This window comes from Streptococcus sp. 27098_8_113 (assembly GCF_041432545.1).
Classification (GTDB): Bacteria; Bacillota; Bacilli; order Lactobacillales; family Streptococcaceae; genus Streptococcus.
Genome location: NZ_JAPVZU010000002.1, coordinates 153724 through 168167 on the forward strand (window position 1 = coordinate 153724; position 14444 = coordinate 168167).

General features: G+C 37.6%; 25 protein-coding genes. 24 read left to right on the forward strand and 1 reads right to left on the reverse strand.

Features of this window, described 5'->3' with window-relative positions:
• Nucleotides 1–31 precede the first annotated feature (31 nt).
• From O3644_RS02095 to O3644_RS02210, 24 genes are all read left to right on the forward strand, one after another.
• Nucleotides 32–598, forward strand: a complete 567-nt coding sequence (locus tag O3644_RS02095) for an SMI1/KNR4 family protein (RefSeq protein ID WP_371594929.1) — start codon at nucleotides 32–34, stop codon at nucleotides 596–598.
• Between the two features lie 173 nt (nucleotides 599–771).
• A complete protein-coding gene (locus O3644_RS02100) occupies nucleotides 772–1137 on the forward strand; it encodes a hypothetical protein (protein WP_371594930.1) in 366 nt (121 codons plus the stop codon).
• Between the two features lie 39 nt (nucleotides 1138–1176).
• The gene (locus O3644_RS02105; RefSeq protein WP_371594931.1) at nucleotides 1177–1509 is read left to right on the forward strand and encodes a hypothetical protein; all 333 of its coding nucleotides are present in this window, start codon (nucleotides 1177–1179) and stop codon (nucleotides 1507–1509) included.
• A 107-nt stretch (nucleotides 1510–1616) separates the two neighbouring features.
• A complete protein-coding gene (locus O3644_RS02110; RefSeq protein ID WP_371594932.1) occupies nucleotides 1617–1853 on the forward strand; it encodes a hypothetical protein in 237 nt (78 codons plus the stop codon).
• Nucleotides 1854–1870: 17 nt separating this feature from the next.
• On the forward strand, nucleotides 1871–2008 hold the full coding sequence (locus tag O3644_RS02115; protein WP_371594933.1) for a hypothetical protein: 138 nt from the start codon (nucleotides 1871–1873) through the stop codon (nucleotides 2006–2008).
• A 109-nt stretch (nucleotides 2009–2117) separates the two neighbouring features.
• Nucleotides 2118–2423: a hypothetical protein gene (locus O3644_RS02120; protein ID WP_371594934.1), complete on the forward strand. Its 306-nt coding sequence runs from the start codon at nucleotides 2118–2120 to the stop codon at nucleotides 2421–2423.
• A gap of 88 nt (nucleotides 2424–2511) precedes the next feature.
• The gene (locus tag O3644_RS02125; protein WP_371594935.1) at nucleotides 2512–2892 is read left to right on the forward strand and encodes an immunity 22 family protein; all 381 of its coding nucleotides are present in this window, start codon (nucleotides 2512–2514) and stop codon (nucleotides 2890–2892) included.
• A gap of 10 nt (nucleotides 2893–2902) precedes the next feature.
• Entirely contained in the window at nucleotides 2903–3292 is a 390-nt protein-coding gene (locus O3644_RS02130) for a hypothetical protein (protein WP_371594936.1), read from the forward strand.
• A complete protein-coding gene (locus tag O3644_RS02135; RefSeq protein WP_371594937.1) occupies nucleotides 3289–3519 on the forward strand; it encodes a hypothetical protein in 231 nt (76 codons plus the stop codon). The genes O3644_RS02130 and O3644_RS02135 overlap by 4 nt, the downstream gene beginning before the upstream one ends.
• Before the next feature lie 31 nt (nucleotides 3520–3550).
• On the forward strand, nucleotides 3551–3772 hold the full coding sequence (locus tag O3644_RS02140) for a hypothetical protein (protein WP_371594938.1): 222 nt from the start codon (nucleotides 3551–3553) through the stop codon (nucleotides 3770–3772).
• Nucleotides 3769–4248, forward strand: a complete 480-nt coding sequence (locus O3644_RS02145; RefSeq protein WP_371594939.1) for a hypothetical protein — start codon at nucleotides 3769–3771, stop codon at nucleotides 4246–4248. The genes O3644_RS02140 and O3644_RS02145 overlap by 4 nt, the downstream gene beginning before the upstream one ends.
• The gene (locus O3644_RS02150; protein WP_371594940.1) at nucleotides 4245–4724 is read left to right on the forward strand and encodes a hypothetical protein; all 480 of its coding nucleotides are present in this window, start codon (nucleotides 4245–4247) and stop codon (nucleotides 4722–4724) included. The genes O3644_RS02145 and O3644_RS02150 overlap by 4 nt, the downstream gene beginning before the upstream one ends.
• A gap of 83 nt (nucleotides 4725–4807) precedes the next feature.
• Nucleotides 4808–5296 (forward strand): Imm6 family immunity protein, encoded by a 489-nt coding sequence (locus tag O3644_RS02155; protein WP_371594941.1) that lies wholly within the window; start codon nucleotides 4808–4810, stop codon nucleotides 5294–5296.
• A gap of 9 nt (nucleotides 5297–5305) precedes the next feature.
• A complete protein-coding gene (locus tag O3644_RS02160) occupies nucleotides 5306–5794 on the forward strand; it encodes an Imm6 family immunity protein (RefSeq protein ID WP_371594942.1) in 489 nt (162 codons plus the stop codon).
• A gap of 8 nt (nucleotides 5795–5802) precedes the next feature.
• Nucleotides 5803–6258: a DUF4274 domain-containing protein gene (locus tag O3644_RS02165; RefSeq protein ID WP_371594943.1), complete on the forward strand. Its 456-nt coding sequence runs from the start codon at nucleotides 5803–5805 to the stop codon at nucleotides 6256–6258.
• A 108-nt stretch (nucleotides 6259–6366) separates the two neighbouring features.
• Complete coding sequence (locus tag O3644_RS02170; protein ID WP_371594944.1) at nucleotides 6367–7194, forward strand: metallophosphoesterase; 828 nt, start codon at nucleotides 6367–6369, stop codon at nucleotides 7192–7194.
• Between the two features lie 45 nt (nucleotides 7195–7239).
• Complete coding sequence (locus O3644_RS02175; RefSeq protein WP_371594945.1) at nucleotides 7240–7671, forward strand: SMI1/KNR4 family protein; 432 nt, start codon at nucleotides 7240–7242, stop codon at nucleotides 7669–7671.
• Between the two features lie 122 nt (nucleotides 7672–7793).
• Nucleotides 7794–8240 (forward strand): hypothetical protein, encoded by a 447-nt coding sequence (locus O3644_RS02180; RefSeq protein ID WP_371594946.1) that lies wholly within the window; start codon nucleotides 7794–7796, stop codon nucleotides 8238–8240.
• 9 nt (nucleotides 8241–8249) lie between these two features.
• Complete coding sequence (locus tag O3644_RS02185) at nucleotides 8250–8696, forward strand: hypothetical protein (RefSeq protein WP_371594947.1); 447 nt, start codon at nucleotides 8250–8252, stop codon at nucleotides 8694–8696.
• A gap of 112 nt (nucleotides 8697–8808) precedes the next feature.
• Nucleotides 8809–10404 (forward strand): hypothetical protein, encoded by a 1596-nt coding sequence (locus tag O3644_RS02190; protein ID WP_371594948.1) that lies wholly within the window; start codon nucleotides 8809–8811, stop codon nucleotides 10402–10404.
• Nucleotides 10405–10623: 219 nt separating this feature from the next.
• Nucleotides 10624–11229, forward strand: a complete 606-nt coding sequence (locus tag O3644_RS02195; protein WP_371594949.1) for a nitroreductase family protein — start codon at nucleotides 10624–10626, stop codon at nucleotides 11227–11229.
• Nucleotides 11230–11304: 75 nt separating this feature from the next.
• Nucleotides 11305–12705 (forward strand): dipeptidase PepV, encoded by a 1401-nt coding sequence (gene pepV, locus O3644_RS02200; protein WP_371594950.1) that lies wholly within the window; start codon nucleotides 11305–11307, stop codon nucleotides 12703–12705.
• Nucleotides 12706–12760: 55 nt separating this feature from the next.
• Nucleotides 12761–13345 (forward strand): uracil-DNA glycosylase family protein, encoded by a 585-nt coding sequence (locus O3644_RS02205; RefSeq protein ID WP_371594983.1) that lies wholly within the window; start codon nucleotides 12761–12763, stop codon nucleotides 13343–13345.
• Nucleotides 13346–13357: 12 nt separating this feature from the next.
• Entirely contained in the window at nucleotides 13358–13846 is a 489-nt protein-coding gene (locus tag O3644_RS02210; RefSeq protein ID WP_371594951.1) for a prolyl-tRNA synthetase associated domain-containing protein, read from the forward strand.
• A gap of 173 nt (nucleotides 13847–14019) precedes the next feature.
• Here O3644_RS02210 and O3644_RS02215 read toward each other — a convergent pair whose 3' ends face one another.
• Nucleotides 14020–14439 carry a DUF6556 family protein gene (locus O3644_RS02215; protein WP_371594952.1) on the reverse strand — a complete coding sequence of 140 codons (420 nt, stop codon included), beginning with the start codon at nucleotides 14437–14439 and terminating at the stop codon, nucleotides 14020–14022.
• Between the last annotated feature and the right edge of the window lie 5 nt (nucleotides 14440–14444).

A 14444-nucleotide genomic window follows, 5' to 3' on the forward strand; every position in this document is an offset into this window, starting at 1 on the left:
TGACTTTCAAGGTCAAAGAAAAGGAGGAAAAATGCTAAGAATTTTTCCATTTGATAAAACAGGTGTTTCAGAGGCAGTGGTTCAATTTGAAAAAAATCATGACATTTTGTTGCCGGAAGAATATAGAACCTTTTTAATAAACTATAATGGTGGAAATACCTTACAGACAAGCTTTAAAATAAAGAAAGAGAGTTCTGATATTCGAGCCTTTTATGGCTTTGAAAATGCTGATTACGAATACAATTTCCAGTATTTCCTTGACCATGATTTTCTATCCGAGCATATTCAAGCTGGCTACCTACCGATTGCAGAGGATAGTTTTGGTAATTATATTCTTTTGGGAATTTCTAAACAAAATTATAATATCATAGCATTTTTTGATCATGAAAAACAAAAAACGATTCCCTTCCATCTTTCGTTTAAAGAATTTCTGGCCACTATTAAAAGTAAAGTGTGTAAGATTAAATCTATTGACGAAAGAATTCATAAAATGAAAGAGGTAAATAGTCCAGTCATTGTTGACGATGAATTGAAAGCAGTCTGGCAAGAAGAAATCGATAGGTATGCTGGTCGTGACCAAGTGATTGTTAAGCTATAGTCTTATTTCGTTTAATGTGATAACCTGACGTTATCACATTTTCATTTTTCCTAGAGTTTTTGTTATACTAGTTTTATTGGACATTGATTTTTAACAACCTGCCTATTTTGCGAGAGGCAGATATTGTTTTGAAGTCAAATACTTTCCTGAATAGAATGAACTAAAGGATACTTATGAAACAATTATTGCAAGAGTTAACAACCCTTTATTCCAAATTAAATTCCCATTATAATGAGCATTTAATAAATCCAGAGCAGATAGCGGATGTTTATGATGACATTCATGAAGATTTCCAAGAAGACTTCGATAATCTTGCCAGAGGGCTTGCTACAATGAAGAACTTAGACTTAGAATCAATACATGATACTGCTAATCAAGCTTATCTAAATGGGATGTATGATATCTATACTTCATTGCTAAATATTGAAAATTATATAGCTGATTTAAGGGAGATTCACATTCAAATTTCAAAGAAGATTAGAGAAATCAATGGCGAAATTGTTGATGAAGATGTGACTGGCAGAGAAGATAGAAAATGAGTTTACTCGGTGAATGGATAATTTTAAAAAGGAGCAGTCATGCATAAATTTATTACCAAAATAAAGTCAGATAATAGCGATACGAAAATTTTGAAAATAATTAGAGATTTCAGTCATGAGCCAATCGGAGCAATCAAGGAAAAAATGACTCATCATATGGCTGTGCTTGAAACAGAATATCTGAATTTAGAGCGCCTAAAGAGCTTTAAAAAGACAGTAGAAGAGATAATAGAATTGGGTGGGGAGCTTCAATTATTCCTTGAAGATGAAAAGGTAACCATGCAATTTTTGAGTCATGTCATTGAGTCACAAGAAGATACCAAAAATCAAATTGAGGAAGACGATTTCTATATGTTCGATGATGCGAAGTAATGGTTCCGACTTTCCAATATAGAAATAATGCGGAATTGTTCCCTCTCAGTCAAGATTGTGGTCTTTGAAGATAGAAGTAGATGATAAATATATAAGGAAAGTAGAAAGTGAAAGAAGTACTAGAAAATTTGCATCAGGTATGCTCAACACTTAATGATAAATTTAATGGAAAACTGCTTGATCAGGAGAAGTTAAATGATTTTTTGGAGGACATTCGTGATGACTGGAATTCAAGTTTTGAACAAAAGGTGGTCTTCAGATCTTGGAAAGTCAGGTTGAATCAATTGAATCTTCAAGAAATAGAGCCTATACAAAAGGGATTCTTGAAATTTTTTGGGGACTGAGACGACTAGAGGTTTTATTGGATGATGCTGATGACTTGCTGGTAGCCCTAAATAAGAAATTGATGTTTGAAAGCGGAGAAACATCCGAGGAAGAATACCTAGATGATGGAATCCTAAATGTTAAATATCTGGATGAAGATGGTGACTCAGATTAAATCACTTTTCTCGCATAACTAAAGATGGGTTTACCGAGTGAAGGAATGCTTTTAATGGAAGATGTTTATAAAGGAGCGAGTGGTGTCAATAATCTACGCAAAGGTCAAAATGTCAGATAATATCTTACAGGCATGTAAAATAATGAGGAAACATAGCACTTTGCCAATTGGTGAAATCAAGACGAGAATAGAGAGAAATGAGACTTTGTTAGAAAGTGATTATCTGGATCTAGACCAGTTAATAGTTATGCAAGAAATTCTTGTCAGTCTCATAGGTTTAGGTGCAGAGATTAACTTGTACAAAGGACAAGCTGAAGTGGACATGGTATTTCTAAACAATACCATTGAAACCTATAAAAATATTGCGATTGACAGAGAAAAACTAGATGGACTAATGCTCGATAGTGAGGTATAAAAGCTATAAATTCCAGCATCAGTAGCATTTTTAGAATAAGCTTAAAATTTTTAATATCGCGACTTTCAGTATAAATAGAGGTGAGAATATGGAGACTGAAAATACAGTATCAATTTGGGTTGGAAATTTTGCAAGTAGGGAAGAGCTGGATACCTATATCGACTTAAGATATGATGATGACGGAGAAATCGTCAGTTCCAAGTTTTATGACGCTTTTCAAATTGATATCGATGATATTGACGACTACCTAATTGAAAAAGAATATTTTGATTCAAGATTTTTAAATGTATATGATCATTTAATCGATGCCTCATATGCAGATGTTGTCATAGATAATTTAAAGAAGATTGAAGATGACTTAGCTATACCTGAAAGCAATTCCATTATTTTGTTTTACAATTATAAATATTGTGGGCTAGTCAAAGAGCAGCCCAATATCAAATTTATTGCGACAGTTGATTATAGATAGGTGTAGGATAATGAATGAGCTAGTAACGAGATATATCAACTTTTGTGAGAAGTTAAATCAGAACTGCAATGGAAATCTCTTGAGTGATGAGATGCTAGATGATTTAAAAAGCTGTGAAAAAGCTATAAATGAATGTTTGAATCAATTAAATAGCGGGCTTGGCTTGTTAGAAAAAAAGAAAAATGAAATTTCATTATCTCAAGATCCCTCTTATACATCTGGATTTGTAGATATCTTTTTAGCTCTGGACGGTCTGGAGGATGCATTTTCTGAACTAAAACACATGTCAATAGCAATGAATAAACACTTTATGTATGAAAGTGGAGAAATATCCGAGGAAGAATTCCTGAATGATGGTATTTTAAATGTAGAAATAGTGGATGCAGGAGATGAAGAATGAAGCTAGATACTAGAGTTGAAAAAGCCTTAATCGAAATCAACTTTGTAAAGAGATATGAAGCATTGTCCCATACATTTAGTAGGGCTAGAACTCCGAAAGAAGAAGCTTTGGATTATTTTGACGGTGATTTTTTGATGGAAATAATCAATTCCTTAGGTTATGAAGTGAAATTTAGCAAAAAAGAGTATTTTTTCGCGCTAAAAAAGGAAAAAAAATGGTCAATATGAATTCGGCTTTAAATTTTCTTTGGAATATGGAATGGTAGAATTCATCTGGGATTTAAAAGATTCGAACCAAAATGTCTTGCTAGGGACTAATTTGTTTACCATTATAAGATTGCTAACTTCAGCTGACAATAAGATGATGGATCCCATTATTTCCGACTATGTTGATTTTCGAGATGTCATGAAAATCGCTTTTGACATGTATGAGGATTTCAAGCAGGCCTTTTTGAAGGTTGCTGCAGGAGATGAAGAATGAAGCTAGATACTAGAGTCGAACAAGCTTTAATAGAAATCAATTTCGTAGAACGATATGAAAATATTTCTAAAAAATACAATAGGGAGAGAACCCCAAAAGGCCAAGAATTAGATTATTTTGACGGTGATTTTCTGATGGAAATTGTGGAATTATTATGCTACAAAGCTCAATATGATAAACGAGAAGGCTTTTTCCATATTGACTTGGAGGAAATCGGAAATTTTCGTTTTGGCTTTCATTTTGCTCTTGAGTATGGTCGATTAGAATTGATTTGGGTTGTTTATGAAGGAGATAAGGTTGTCCTTGGTTCTCCTTGGACTAGATATCCAAGGTTGATGATTGTGCGTGATTATATTATAAAACAGCCAATTATTTCCGACTATGTTGATTTTCGAGATGTCATGAAAATCGCATTTGACATGTATGAGGATTTCAAGCAAGCATTTTTGAAAGCTGCTGCAGGAGATGAAGAATGAAATTAGATACTAGAATTAAACAGGCTTTAATCGACATCAACTTTGTAGAGAGATATGAAAAATTATCGACATATTATAGCCAGAAAAGAACTCCGAAAGGTCAAGAATTGGATTATTTTGACGGTGATTTTTTGATGGAAATTGTGGAATTATTAGGCTACAAAGTTCAGTATGATAAACGAGAACGCTTTTTCCATATTGATTTGGAGGAAATCGGAAATTTTCGCTTCGGCTTTCATTTTGCTTTTGAACGCGGAAGATTGGAATTGATTTGGGTTATCTACGAGGGAAATAAAGCCATCATGGGTAGCCCCTTTGCATCTTATGCCAAATGGCTAATCTCAAGGGACTATATCATTTTGGATCCTGTAATTTCTGATTACGTTGATTTTAGAGATGTCATGAAAATCGCCTTTGACATGTATGAAGATTTCAAGCAAGCATTTTTGAAAGCTGCTACAGGAGATGAAGAATGAAATTAGATACTAGCTTGAATGCAAATCAACTTTCTAGAGCTGTGATAGCTTTTTCAGTGTCCTAGATTCAGAAAGGAATCAAAATGGAATTTACTCTTAATCTCGATCTTTTGCAATTTATGCGAAAATTAACAGAACCGCTAGAAACATATATAGGAAACTCGGATTATAAGGAATATGTGCATGAAACGTTAGAAATTGCAGGCCGATTTATTGATAGGCTTAGTGAGTCCGATCCAGACTTGCTGTATGGTAGACTGGAAAATTTAGACGAGGAAGACATCTTAACCTATTCGGAGCTGGATAAAAGCATAGATCCAGCTGTGTGGAGATGTATTGATTCTTTCATTGCGTTAGTAGTTTATCAGTCATACAAAGCTGTTGGACAGCGGTACTTGCCCCAAACAATAGAGTGTGTGGATGAAGATACGCTCGAAGATTATTTTATTCATTATAAGCAATTGGTTAAAAGGTACAATGACATTGCAAGGAGAACGAAATTGCTTGAGGAGGAGGCGAGCTTCCTAGATCCGTCTGTTAGCCCTTACTTAGAATTTTTGTTTGAGGAGTAATGCGAGCATATGAATACCAATCAACTTTATCTCATGCTGGTCTATTCAGAAGCTATTTTAAGCCATATGGAAACAGAATATAAGCCTCAAATACGAGTTGCCTTGGATGCTTGCTGGAGTTTTATGGAAAATAAAAACAAAACGGGCAAAGAGCTTTATAGTCTGCTAGATGCTGGAACCGATTTTAAGGGAATATTCATCTATATGCAATTAGACGAGAATGAGGCTAATCTTCTATCTTGGGACAATCTTAGCTATGCAATCGGAGCAACTGCTAAAGAAGCCTATCTGCTGGACAATCAGCAACAACTGCCTTCCCCTTTGGAAAATATTGATTCAAGCTTAATAGACTTATTTATTGTGAATTTAAAAGAAATCAATATCGATTTTTATAATCATCTTGAAGAAATTGAAAATTTTGTGCGTATTGCTTCATCGCCTTCAAAAAATACTGACTTTCAAATATTAGAAAGCTTAGGATTATTAGAAGGGAGTTGACATTTGAAATGGATAATCGACAAATTCAACAAATATCTGATATTTTGTATGCTGAAAGCAATGCTAAAGTTGTGGCGAGCCTTGAGCAGCTTCAAACAGAGGATGAACTGTTTGTCTTGCTAGACAATTTTAACTGGAATAATGGATTTGAAGTGCCAAAAGCAGTGCTAACTCATTCCAAGTGTAGTCTTTCAGTGGCTTTATTAGCTTTTTATCGTGCAGATGGTATCAGGTATTTACTTGAGGGAGAGGCAGCCTTTGCAAATTCGCTATCAAAGGAGTGGGAAGGTTTTGTAAAAGATGTCTATGATAAAATGCTCAGAGGCCATTTTCCAAGTGGGACTATTTCTTTTCAGCCTGAAATAACGACGATTCAAAAATTTAAACTAAAAAAATTAAAACCAGAAATTGATGAACGATTCCTTGAAGGCATTTCGGGCAAAGATTTGAATGTAGTCATTTAATGAAATAAATGGTAGAGCCATCCAAAGGACTAGGGATGGTTTTTACGTTTTTTGAGATATTTTGTTATACTAGATTCAAACTTAGTAATCGTTGGTGAAGGAGTAAGAATGAAACATAAAATCGCGATTCTCTCTGATATACATGGGAATACCACGGCCTTGCGGGCAGTTCTGTCAGATGCTAAAAGACAGGAAGCGACAGAATATTGGTTTTTAGGAGACATTTTTCTCCCTGGTCCGGGGGAAAATGATTTGCTAGCCTTGTTAAAAGACCTTCCTATCACAGCGACTGTCCGCGGAAACTGGGATGATTGTGTATTAGAGGCATTAGATGGGCAATATGGCATAGAAGACCCACAGGAAGTCCAGCTCTTGCGTATGACGCAGTATTTGATGGAGCGAATGGATCCCGGTCAGATCGCTTGGCTACGAAGTCTGCCGATGGTTGCGAGGAAAGAAATTGATGGCCTGCGTTTTTCGCTCTCGCATAACTTGCCTGACAAGAATTATGGGAGTGACTTATTGGTTGACAATGATACGGACAACTTTGACCAGCTACTTGATGAGGAAACAGATGTGGCAGTTTACGGTCATGTCCATAAGCAGTTGCTTCGCTATGGCAGCCAAGGGCAACAAATTATCAATCCCGGTTCAATTGGCATGCCCTATTTTGATTGGCCAGCCTTGAAAAATCACCGTGCCCAGTATGCCTTGCTAGAAGTTGAAGACGGGGAACTGGTAAACATCCAATTCCGAAAAGTCGCCTATGATTACGAGGCAGAGTTGGAATTGGCCAAAGAAAAAGCTCTTCCTTTCATCGAAATGTACGAAGAATTACGTCGCGAAGATAATTACCAAGGCCACAACCGAGAATTATTGGCTTACTTGAATGACAAGTATGGTTACGTAGAGGATGTTAAGCAGTTTTTCAGATAGGTGAAAGTTGAAGAGAGAGCATTGAGTTTTAAAGGAAGGGCTTAGATGTTTGAGAAGATTAAATTAGATCCTTTAAACCAGTTTTATCAAGTGAATCTGGATAAGATTAGGGATAGTGAATCAAAGCTGGGCATTCAAATCCCTGAGCTCCTTAAAGAATTTTATGCAGAAGTTGGATATGGCTTTCTAAAAAGCAAGGTGGACAATATAAATCGCATCATGGATCCAGAGTCCGTATTAGACTTTAGATTGAGGCAACATGATTTTGAGTTTTATTCAGATATTGAAATCTACAATCAATTTGAGGATGATAAATTAGTTTTCTTTGAAGCCAATGAAGTAGCAATGCTATCTATCGGATTTGTTGCTGAAAATAAAGGGAAAATCTACTATTATGATGAGGAAATTGCTCCTAATTTAGTTGAGCTTCTAGAACGGCTTATGGAAGATGATACCTTCTATTATGACTTGATATAGCTGGAGTTTTTTGGCGAACAGAGCTAAAGACCGATTTTTATAATCATGTTGAAAAGGTTGAGCGCTTTATCAATAGTATCCACTAACTTCAAAAGCTAAATAAACTAGATAGGATGATGACCATGGCACAATTTGAAGATGAATTTATGGAAGTTCAGGCTAGCATGATTTCGTTAGCACTGGAATATGTACAAGATCAGGCAGAAAAAGTATATATTTATTGCATTTCTGAAGAAGCATTACAATCATATAAAGTATTTTATAAGATTAATGATGTTGTAATAGAAATGGATAAAGTTAATGAGGTTGCAACAAAAAAAGTAGATGATTCTGATAATATGGCATTCGCTCTATTGAGATATGGAGCTGAAGATATACAGAAATTGCTTGATGTTTGTCAAGAGTACAATCGTGAACATCCAACTGAAATGTGGCTGATTTATGATGCACAGAAAAACAGTCTTGATAGTCGCTATAGCTATGAAGGGCGTTATGACAAGGATGAAGAATTGCTTCCACGACTAGAATTTGAAAAATGGTTTGAGGAAGTGAAAGGCGAGCAACTGTAGGAGAATAATATGATACAATTTGAAGATAAATTTATGGAAATCCAGATTGACATGGTTTCATTAGCTATGGAATATGTCCAAAATCAAGCAGATAAAATTTTTATTTATTGTGTTGCTGATGGTTTTTATAGCTTTGATGTATTTTTTAAAACGAACAATCATTATCTGGATAGAGATGAGATTGCGAGTTACCTTCCTAATGAAATAGATAGTTCAGATGAAATTCAGTTTAGTCTATTAGGAATTGGGGCACAAGATATAGAAAGAATGGTTAAGCTATGCCAAGAATATAATCGTGAACACCCAACTGAAATGTGGCTGATTTATGATGCTCAGACAAATAGTCTTGACAGTCGCTATAGCTATGAAGGGCGTTATGACAAGGATGAAGAGTTGCTTCCACGTCTAGAGTTTGAAAAATGGTTTGAGGAAGCGAAGAACAGTACTCAAGCTTAATGATTGCGACAATCTCTAGTTGAATGATAGAAAAGTAGAGGCAAAATGCTTTCCATGCGACCAAGTGTGTGGTGGGGCTATTTTTGAAAAGTAAAAAGAAAGTTGAAGACAGATGGGGCTGAATTTTGACAAGCATAAAGAACATTTGGAGAAGGATATCCGTGCAGAGCTCCGAAAAAAATTTGGATCTGGTTTTGAAATAGAAGGCATTTCTGATATTGTCTTGAGTTCATACTGCCCGACTTTTCTCTTTAAAATCAATCTAGAAGATTATAAAGAAAAATTGGATATTTTAGTAGACGGTAGCGATTTACACTTGAAGTGGGGCGAAAAGCCTACATACGGGATACAATACAAGTATCGGCCAGAAACATTGGCGGAAGGACTGGGAAGAATAAAAAACTACCTAGATAAGCCAGAGCAGATTTTTCTTGAACCTCTTACTCCCGAAAATAATTATCTGAAAATACGAGCTATTGAAGCGATGATTGAGAATATTTTTGATGGGAAAACGAAAACGGATAAGTGGGAAAAACCTGTCGAAAAGGGCGAAAATTATCGAGTCATTATTACAAGCATCCTACCTAGCTACAAAGCTTCTTTTACTCTGGAGCTACTAGAACAAGATTTCATTGTGAGAGATATTGTCCCCTTAGATTCTAGTGTAGGAAGTCAAGAATTGCTGCTTGATTATCCAGTACAGTTAAATTCCTCCAATTTATCCTCTTTTCTGAGCAAGTGTAAGACTTATTTAGAAGAACATTTAGAAAAAGACAAATCTAGCATAAGTTTTTCTATGGATTATATGTCTGATTTAGAGCAGATTTTAAAGGCTCCCCTTAGTCTGGATACGGTTGATACAAAGGTTTTAGAAATACAGAAAATTATAGAAGAGCTGTTTTTAGGTAAGATTGAATTTGACAAAACGACGAAGGAAATGGAAGGTGACTCCCTTTATAGGGCATATTTCTTTGTAAGATCTAGATTTTATCGGGTTTCTTTCACGATTACGTTGATTGGGCAGCACTTTTACGTAATAGTGTCTCGTCCAGATCATCCAGAACTAAGAGAGAAATGGCCCTTACGCGGGTATCCCTACAAACTAACCGAAGCAAATCTTAAGTTAGTCTTAAAAGAAGTGATGGGGTATGGTCTAAAACATAAGCCACAGATTGAAAATGAGGTGGTTCAGGAGATTCAAGCAAGTCAAGAAGTAACTGAACCTACACCAAAAATTCAGACTCAAGAGAGAGAAGCTAAAGACAGTGTGAAAGAGCAGGCAGATAAACGGTCCTACTTAGGATTGAGAAAGCTCTGGAAACTGCAGGTCTTTATGTTCTTTATCTTGATGATTATAGCTTTTGGCTTAGAGATTTATATGGCTAGGTCAGGCTATAAAGCCTTCAAAATGAGGATTCAGTTTAGTTGGGTATCTATGCATAGTTTTTCGTTTTTCTTTCTTACCATGTATGGTTTTTTGACACTCTATCCCAATGAGATGAAGATAAATGAATTTTTGCAGCAGTATCCTCGTTGGAAAGGTTTCCCGACCAAAGGAGTGCCTCTTCCAGAAAAAGAGACTTTGTGGACGATATTTGTCTTGTTGCTGGTTCTACTCTTTGGAACTATTGATTTTTCCGTGCGGAAACCTGAACCAAAAGTTGAAATTCATAAGTTAAGTCAAGAACTATATAGAGGCTTTGAGTAAGAAAGAAACTCAAGTTGTAGTGATTTGATCAAGCGCTGAGAGAGTCAAGTAGTCAGAATGGATAAAGTGAAACTTCTACCAGGGAATAATCTTATCAAGTGGCAAGGGCAGACAGCTTTATTTGATAGAGAATGAAAAAATCCTTTGTGAAAAACCTCTGCAAGCTCTTTCAATTTGTGGTAAAATAAGAGTAACAGAAATTAGAAAAGGAAATCAATTATGAAATTTCTTGAATTAAACAAAAAGCGTCATGCGACTAAGCATTTCAATGACAAACCGGTAGATCCTAAGGATGTCCGTACAGCTATTGAGATTGCGACCTTAGCACCAAGTGCTCATAATAGTCAGCCTTGGAAGTTTGTAGTAGTGCGTGAGCGAAATGAAGCCCTAGCGGGCATTGCTTTTGGCTCCAACCAAGAGCAAATCAAGGAAGCTCCAGTGACAATTGCCCTCTTTACAGATACAGATTTGGCTAAGCGGGCACGCAAGATCGCGCGTGTCGCTGGGGTAAGAAATTTTTCTGATGAGCAGCTGCAATTTTACATGCAAAATTTACCAGCTGAGTTTGCTCGTTATAATGACCAACAAAAGAGCGATTACTTGGCCCTTAATGCTGGCTTGGTCGCTATGAACCTTGTTTTGGCCTTGACTGATCAAGGTATTGGCTCTAATATCATCCTAGGATTTGATAAATCAAAAGTCAACGAAGTTTTGGAGATTGATGAGCGTTTCCGTCCGGAACTCTTGATTACTGTTGGTTATACAGACGACAAGCTAGAACCTAGCTATCGTTTACCAGTTGACGAGATTATCGAAAAGCGTTAATAAAGTAAGATTTTAATAGTTTGATTTAATTCAAAATATTCATTTTAAATCAAAGTGTTTTATAGAGGTGAGAAAATGACAATTGATTTTAAAGCAGAAGTTGAGAAACGTAGAGAGGCTCTATTGGCAGACTTGTTCAGCCTTTTAGAAATTAATTCAGAGCGGGATGATTCTAAGGCAGATAAGGAGCATCCTTTTGGACCTGGTCCTGTAAAGGCCTTGCATAAGTTCTTGGAGATTGCTGAACGTGATGGTTATCCGACTCAAAATGTGGACAATTATGCTGGTCACTTTACATTTGGTCAAGGAGAAGAAGAACTGGGTATCTTTGCCCATATGGATGTGGTGCCTGCTGGAAGTGGTTGGGATACAGATCCTTATACACCGACGATTAAGGATGGTCGTCTCTATGCCCGTGGTTCTAGTGATGATAAAGGACCAACTATGGCATGTTACTATGGATTGAAAATCATCAAAGAATTGGGCTTGCCTGTATCTAAGCGCGTGCGCTTTGTGGTCGGGACAGATGAAGAGTCTGGCTGGAAAGACATGGAGTATTACTTTGCTCATGTAGGCCTGCCTGAGCCTGATTTCGGCTTCTCGCCAGACGCTGAATTTCCGATTATCAATGGTGAAAAAGGAAATATCACAGAGTACCTGCATTTTGCTGGTGAAAATGCTGGCGCAGCACGCCTGCATAGCTTTACTGGTGGCTTGCGGGAGAACATGGTTCCTGAGTCTGGTACAGCTGTCTTGTCAGGTCACTTGCCAAATCTAGTTGATAAATTGGAGCAGTTTGCTAAGGAAAATGGATTAGACTTTACTTGTGAAGAACTAGCTGGTGGCCAAGTCACTGTGACCATTATCGGTAAGTCTGCTCACGGTGCTTCTCCTCAGTCTGGTGTCAATGGTGCAACCTATTTGGCCAAATTCCTAACGCAATTTGAATTTGCGGGTCCTGCTAAGGATTACCTAGATGTGGCTGGAAATATTCTCCTAAATGACCATGAGGGTAAGAACTTGAAGATTGCTCATGTGGATGAGAAGATGGGAGCTCTGTCAATGAATGCTGGCGTTTTCCGTTTTGACGAAAGCAAGGTGGACAATACAATTGCCCTCAATATTCGCTATCCTAAGGGAACTAGTCCAGAAGCCATTCAAAATGTTTTAGAGCAGCTGCCAGTGACCAAAGTGACCTTGTCTGAGCATGGACATACTCCTCACTATGTACCAATGGAAGATCCGCTGGTGCAGACCTTGCTGGCTGTTTATGAAAAACAAACTGGACTGAAAGGTCATGAGCAAGTTATCGGTGGTGGTACCTTTGGACGCCTCTTGAAACGTGGTGTCGCTTACGGCGCGATGTTCCCAGACTATATCGACACTATGCACCAAGCCAATGAATTTATCGATGTAGAAGATCTCTTTCGCGCGGCTGCCATTTATGCTGAAGCCATTTACGAATTGATCAAATAAAATAAGGACTCATTTGGCTATGCCAGGTGAGTTTCTTTTCAAGGAAGGAAATATGATGCGGACAATAGAAGATATTACCAAGGCCATTATAGCTGACCCACAGAATAAAGCTTTCACAGAGCAGGGCATTAATCCACTCTTTGCAGCGCCTAAGAATGCTCGGATTAACATTGTCGGTCAAGCGCCGGGGCTGAAAACCCAGCAGGCGGGGCTTTACTGGAAGGACAAGAGTGGTGATCGCTTGAGAGAATGGTTGGGTGTTGATGAGGAAACTTTCTATCAGTCTGGATATTTTGCGGTTTTGCCCATGGATTTTTATTTCCCAGGGCATGGCAAGTCTGGAGATTTACCGCCTCGCAAGGGCTTTGCAGACAAATGGCACCAGCCGATTTTAGAGCTCCTACCAGATATTGAGTTGACTATCTTGATTGGCCAGTATGCACAGAAATACTATCTGCATCAAAAAGGTACAGTTAAGCTGACCGAGACGGTCCAGCATTATCAAGACTACCTGCCAGACTTTTTTCCCTTGGTTCATCCATCGCCCCGCAACCAAATCTGGATGGTGAAAAATCCTTGGTTTGAGGCAGAAGTGGTGCCAGAATTGCAAGCATTGGTACAAAAGATTATCCATCAATAAAGGAGGAAAACTATGGATGCTTATCAACAAGTAGCTAACAAGTTGCAAGAGTTGGGAATTACCTTTGATGTGGTGGAGCACCCACCTGTATTTACGACAGAGCAGGCAGATAGCTATATTGAAGGAATGGAAGGAGTCCGGACTAAGTCCATGTTTTTGACTAACAGGAAGAAAACCCAGTACTATCTGCTCATCATGGACGACAAGAAACGTTTGGATATGGATGACTTTAAAGTTCAAGTGGGAGCCGATCGGATTCGCATGGCCTCATTGGACTCCTTGGCAGAGAAGATGAACCTACCAGCAGGAACAGTATCACCTTTTGGCCTTCTCAATAATCCTGAGCGAGACATTCAGGTCTATTTTGATAGGGACATTGTATCAGAGGATACCATGACTTTCCATCCCAATACCAATGAAAAGACGATTTTTGTCGCGACCCGAGATCTTTTTAAATTCTTGACTCATCTGGGCTATGATTATCAAATTTTGGAACTTTGATTTCTGGAAAAGCTGTGAGGCTTCTTGGCCTCACAGCTTTTTTGGCTCCAAAAATCAGAGAAAGGCCAAGAATTTTTCTCAAATAGTAAAATAAGGTTGGCAATAGAAAAAAGCCTGAGTGACACTCAGGCTTTCTTGGACAGATTGGATAAGGGGCACTCTTCCAAATGTTCCTAGTTGGATGCTTGAGTGCTGGACTCTGTTGTTGTATGCTGGTCTTGGCTTGTCGAACTGCTGTCAGTGGAAGTAGTTGTATGGCTCGTATTCGTTTCTGCGCTTGAAGAGCTTGAGGATGTTTCGGTCTCAGTAGCAGCAGAAGTTTCTGTTGGAGTCGAGCTAACAGATGTAGACTCTTTTTCTACCTCTTTGATAATGGTAGTAGTCGTAGTCGAGTTGCCTGTATCAGTTTTTGATTTTGAGTCATTGTTGTTCATAAGGTTCATGATGGTAAAGCAAGCAATGACGATTGAAAGAAGACTGGCAATTGTAGCAATAGTCTTTTGTAGGGCAGAAAAGCCAGTTTTGATATGCTGACTAGTCGGTTTTCGATTTGAAGTGCCGTTATTTTTTTCTTTGCGAGAATAGTTTTCCATGTAAA

Bases quoted from the DNA above. Each gene is read 5' to 3' on its own strand.
- O3644_RS02095 (WP_371594929.1), top strand. From the start codon at position 32: ATGCTAAGAATTTTTCCATTTGATAAAACAGGTGTTTCAGAGGCAGTG.
- O3644_RS02100 (WP_371594930.1), top strand. From the start codon at position 772: ATGAAACAATTATTGCAAGAGTTAACAACCCTTTATTCCAAATTAAAT.
- O3644_RS02105 (WP_371594931.1), top strand. From the start codon at position 1,177: ATGCATAAATTTATTACCAAAATAAAGTCAGATAATAGCGATACGAAA.
- O3644_RS02120 (WP_371594934.1), top strand. From the start codon at position 2,118: ATGTCAGATAATATCTTACAGGCATGTAAAATAATGAGGAAACATAGC.
- O3644_RS02125 (WP_371594935.1), top strand. From the start codon at position 2,512: ATGGAGACTGAAAATACAGTATCAATTTGGGTTGGAAATTTTGCAAGT.
- O3644_RS02130 (WP_371594936.1), top strand. From the start codon at position 2,903: ATGAATGAGCTAGTAACGAGATATATCAACTTTTGTGAGAAGTTAAAT.
- O3644_RS02135 (WP_371594937.1), top strand. From the start codon at position 3,289: ATGAAGCTAGATACTAGAGTTGAAAAAGCCTTAATCGAAATCAACTTT.
- O3644_RS02140 (WP_371594938.1), top strand. From the start codon at position 3,551: ATGGTAGAATTCATCTGGGATTTAAAAGATTCGAACCAAAATGTCTTG.
- O3644_RS02145 (WP_371594939.1), top strand. From the start codon at position 3,769: ATGAAGCTAGATACTAGAGTCGAACAAGCTTTAATAGAAATCAATTTC.
- O3644_RS02150 (WP_371594940.1), top strand. From the start codon at position 4,245: ATGAAATTAGATACTAGAATTAAACAGGCTTTAATCGACATCAACTTT.
- O3644_RS02155 (WP_371594941.1), top strand. From the start codon at position 4,808: ATGGAATTTACTCTTAATCTCGATCTTTTGCAATTTATGCGAAAATTA.
- O3644_RS02160 (WP_371594942.1), top strand. From the start codon at position 5,306: ATGAATACCAATCAACTTTATCTCATGCTGGTCTATTCAGAAGCTATT.
- O3644_RS02165 (WP_371594943.1), top strand. From the start codon at position 5,803: ATGGATAATCGACAAATTCAACAAATATCTGATATTTTGTATGCTGAA.
- O3644_RS02170 (WP_371594944.1), top strand. From the start codon at position 6,367: ATGAAACATAAAATCGCGATTCTCTCTGATATACATGGGAATACCACG.
- O3644_RS02175 (WP_371594945.1), top strand. From the start codon at position 7,240: ATGTTTGAGAAGATTAAATTAGATCCTTTAAACCAGTTTTATCAAGTG.
- O3644_RS02180 (WP_371594946.1), top strand. From the start codon at position 7,794: ATGGCACAATTTGAAGATGAATTTATGGAAGTTCAGGCTAGCATGATT.
- O3644_RS02185 (WP_371594947.1), top strand. From the start codon at position 8,250: ATGATACAATTTGAAGATAAATTTATGGAAATCCAGATTGACATGGTT.
- O3644_RS02190 (WP_371594948.1), top strand. From the start codon at position 8,809: ATGGGGCTGAATTTTGACAAGCATAAAGAACATTTGGAGAAGGATATC.
- O3644_RS02195 (WP_371594949.1), top strand. From the start codon at position 10,624: ATGAAATTTCTTGAATTAAACAAAAAGCGTCATGCGACTAAGCATTTC.
- pepV (WP_371594950.1), top strand. From the start codon at position 11,305: ATGACAATTGATTTTAAAGCAGAAGTTGAGAAACGTAGAGAGGCTCTA.
- O3644_RS02205 (WP_371594983.1), top strand. From the start codon at position 12,761: ATGCGGACAATAGAAGATATTACCAAGGCCATTATAGCTGACCCACAG.
- O3644_RS02210 (WP_371594951.1), top strand. From the start codon at position 13,358: ATGGATGCTTATCAACAAGTAGCTAACAAGTTGCAAGAGTTGGGAATT.
- O3644_RS02215 (WP_371594952.1), bottom strand. From the start codon at position 14,439: ATGGAAAACTATTCTCGCAAAGAAAAAAATAACGGCACTTCAAATCGA.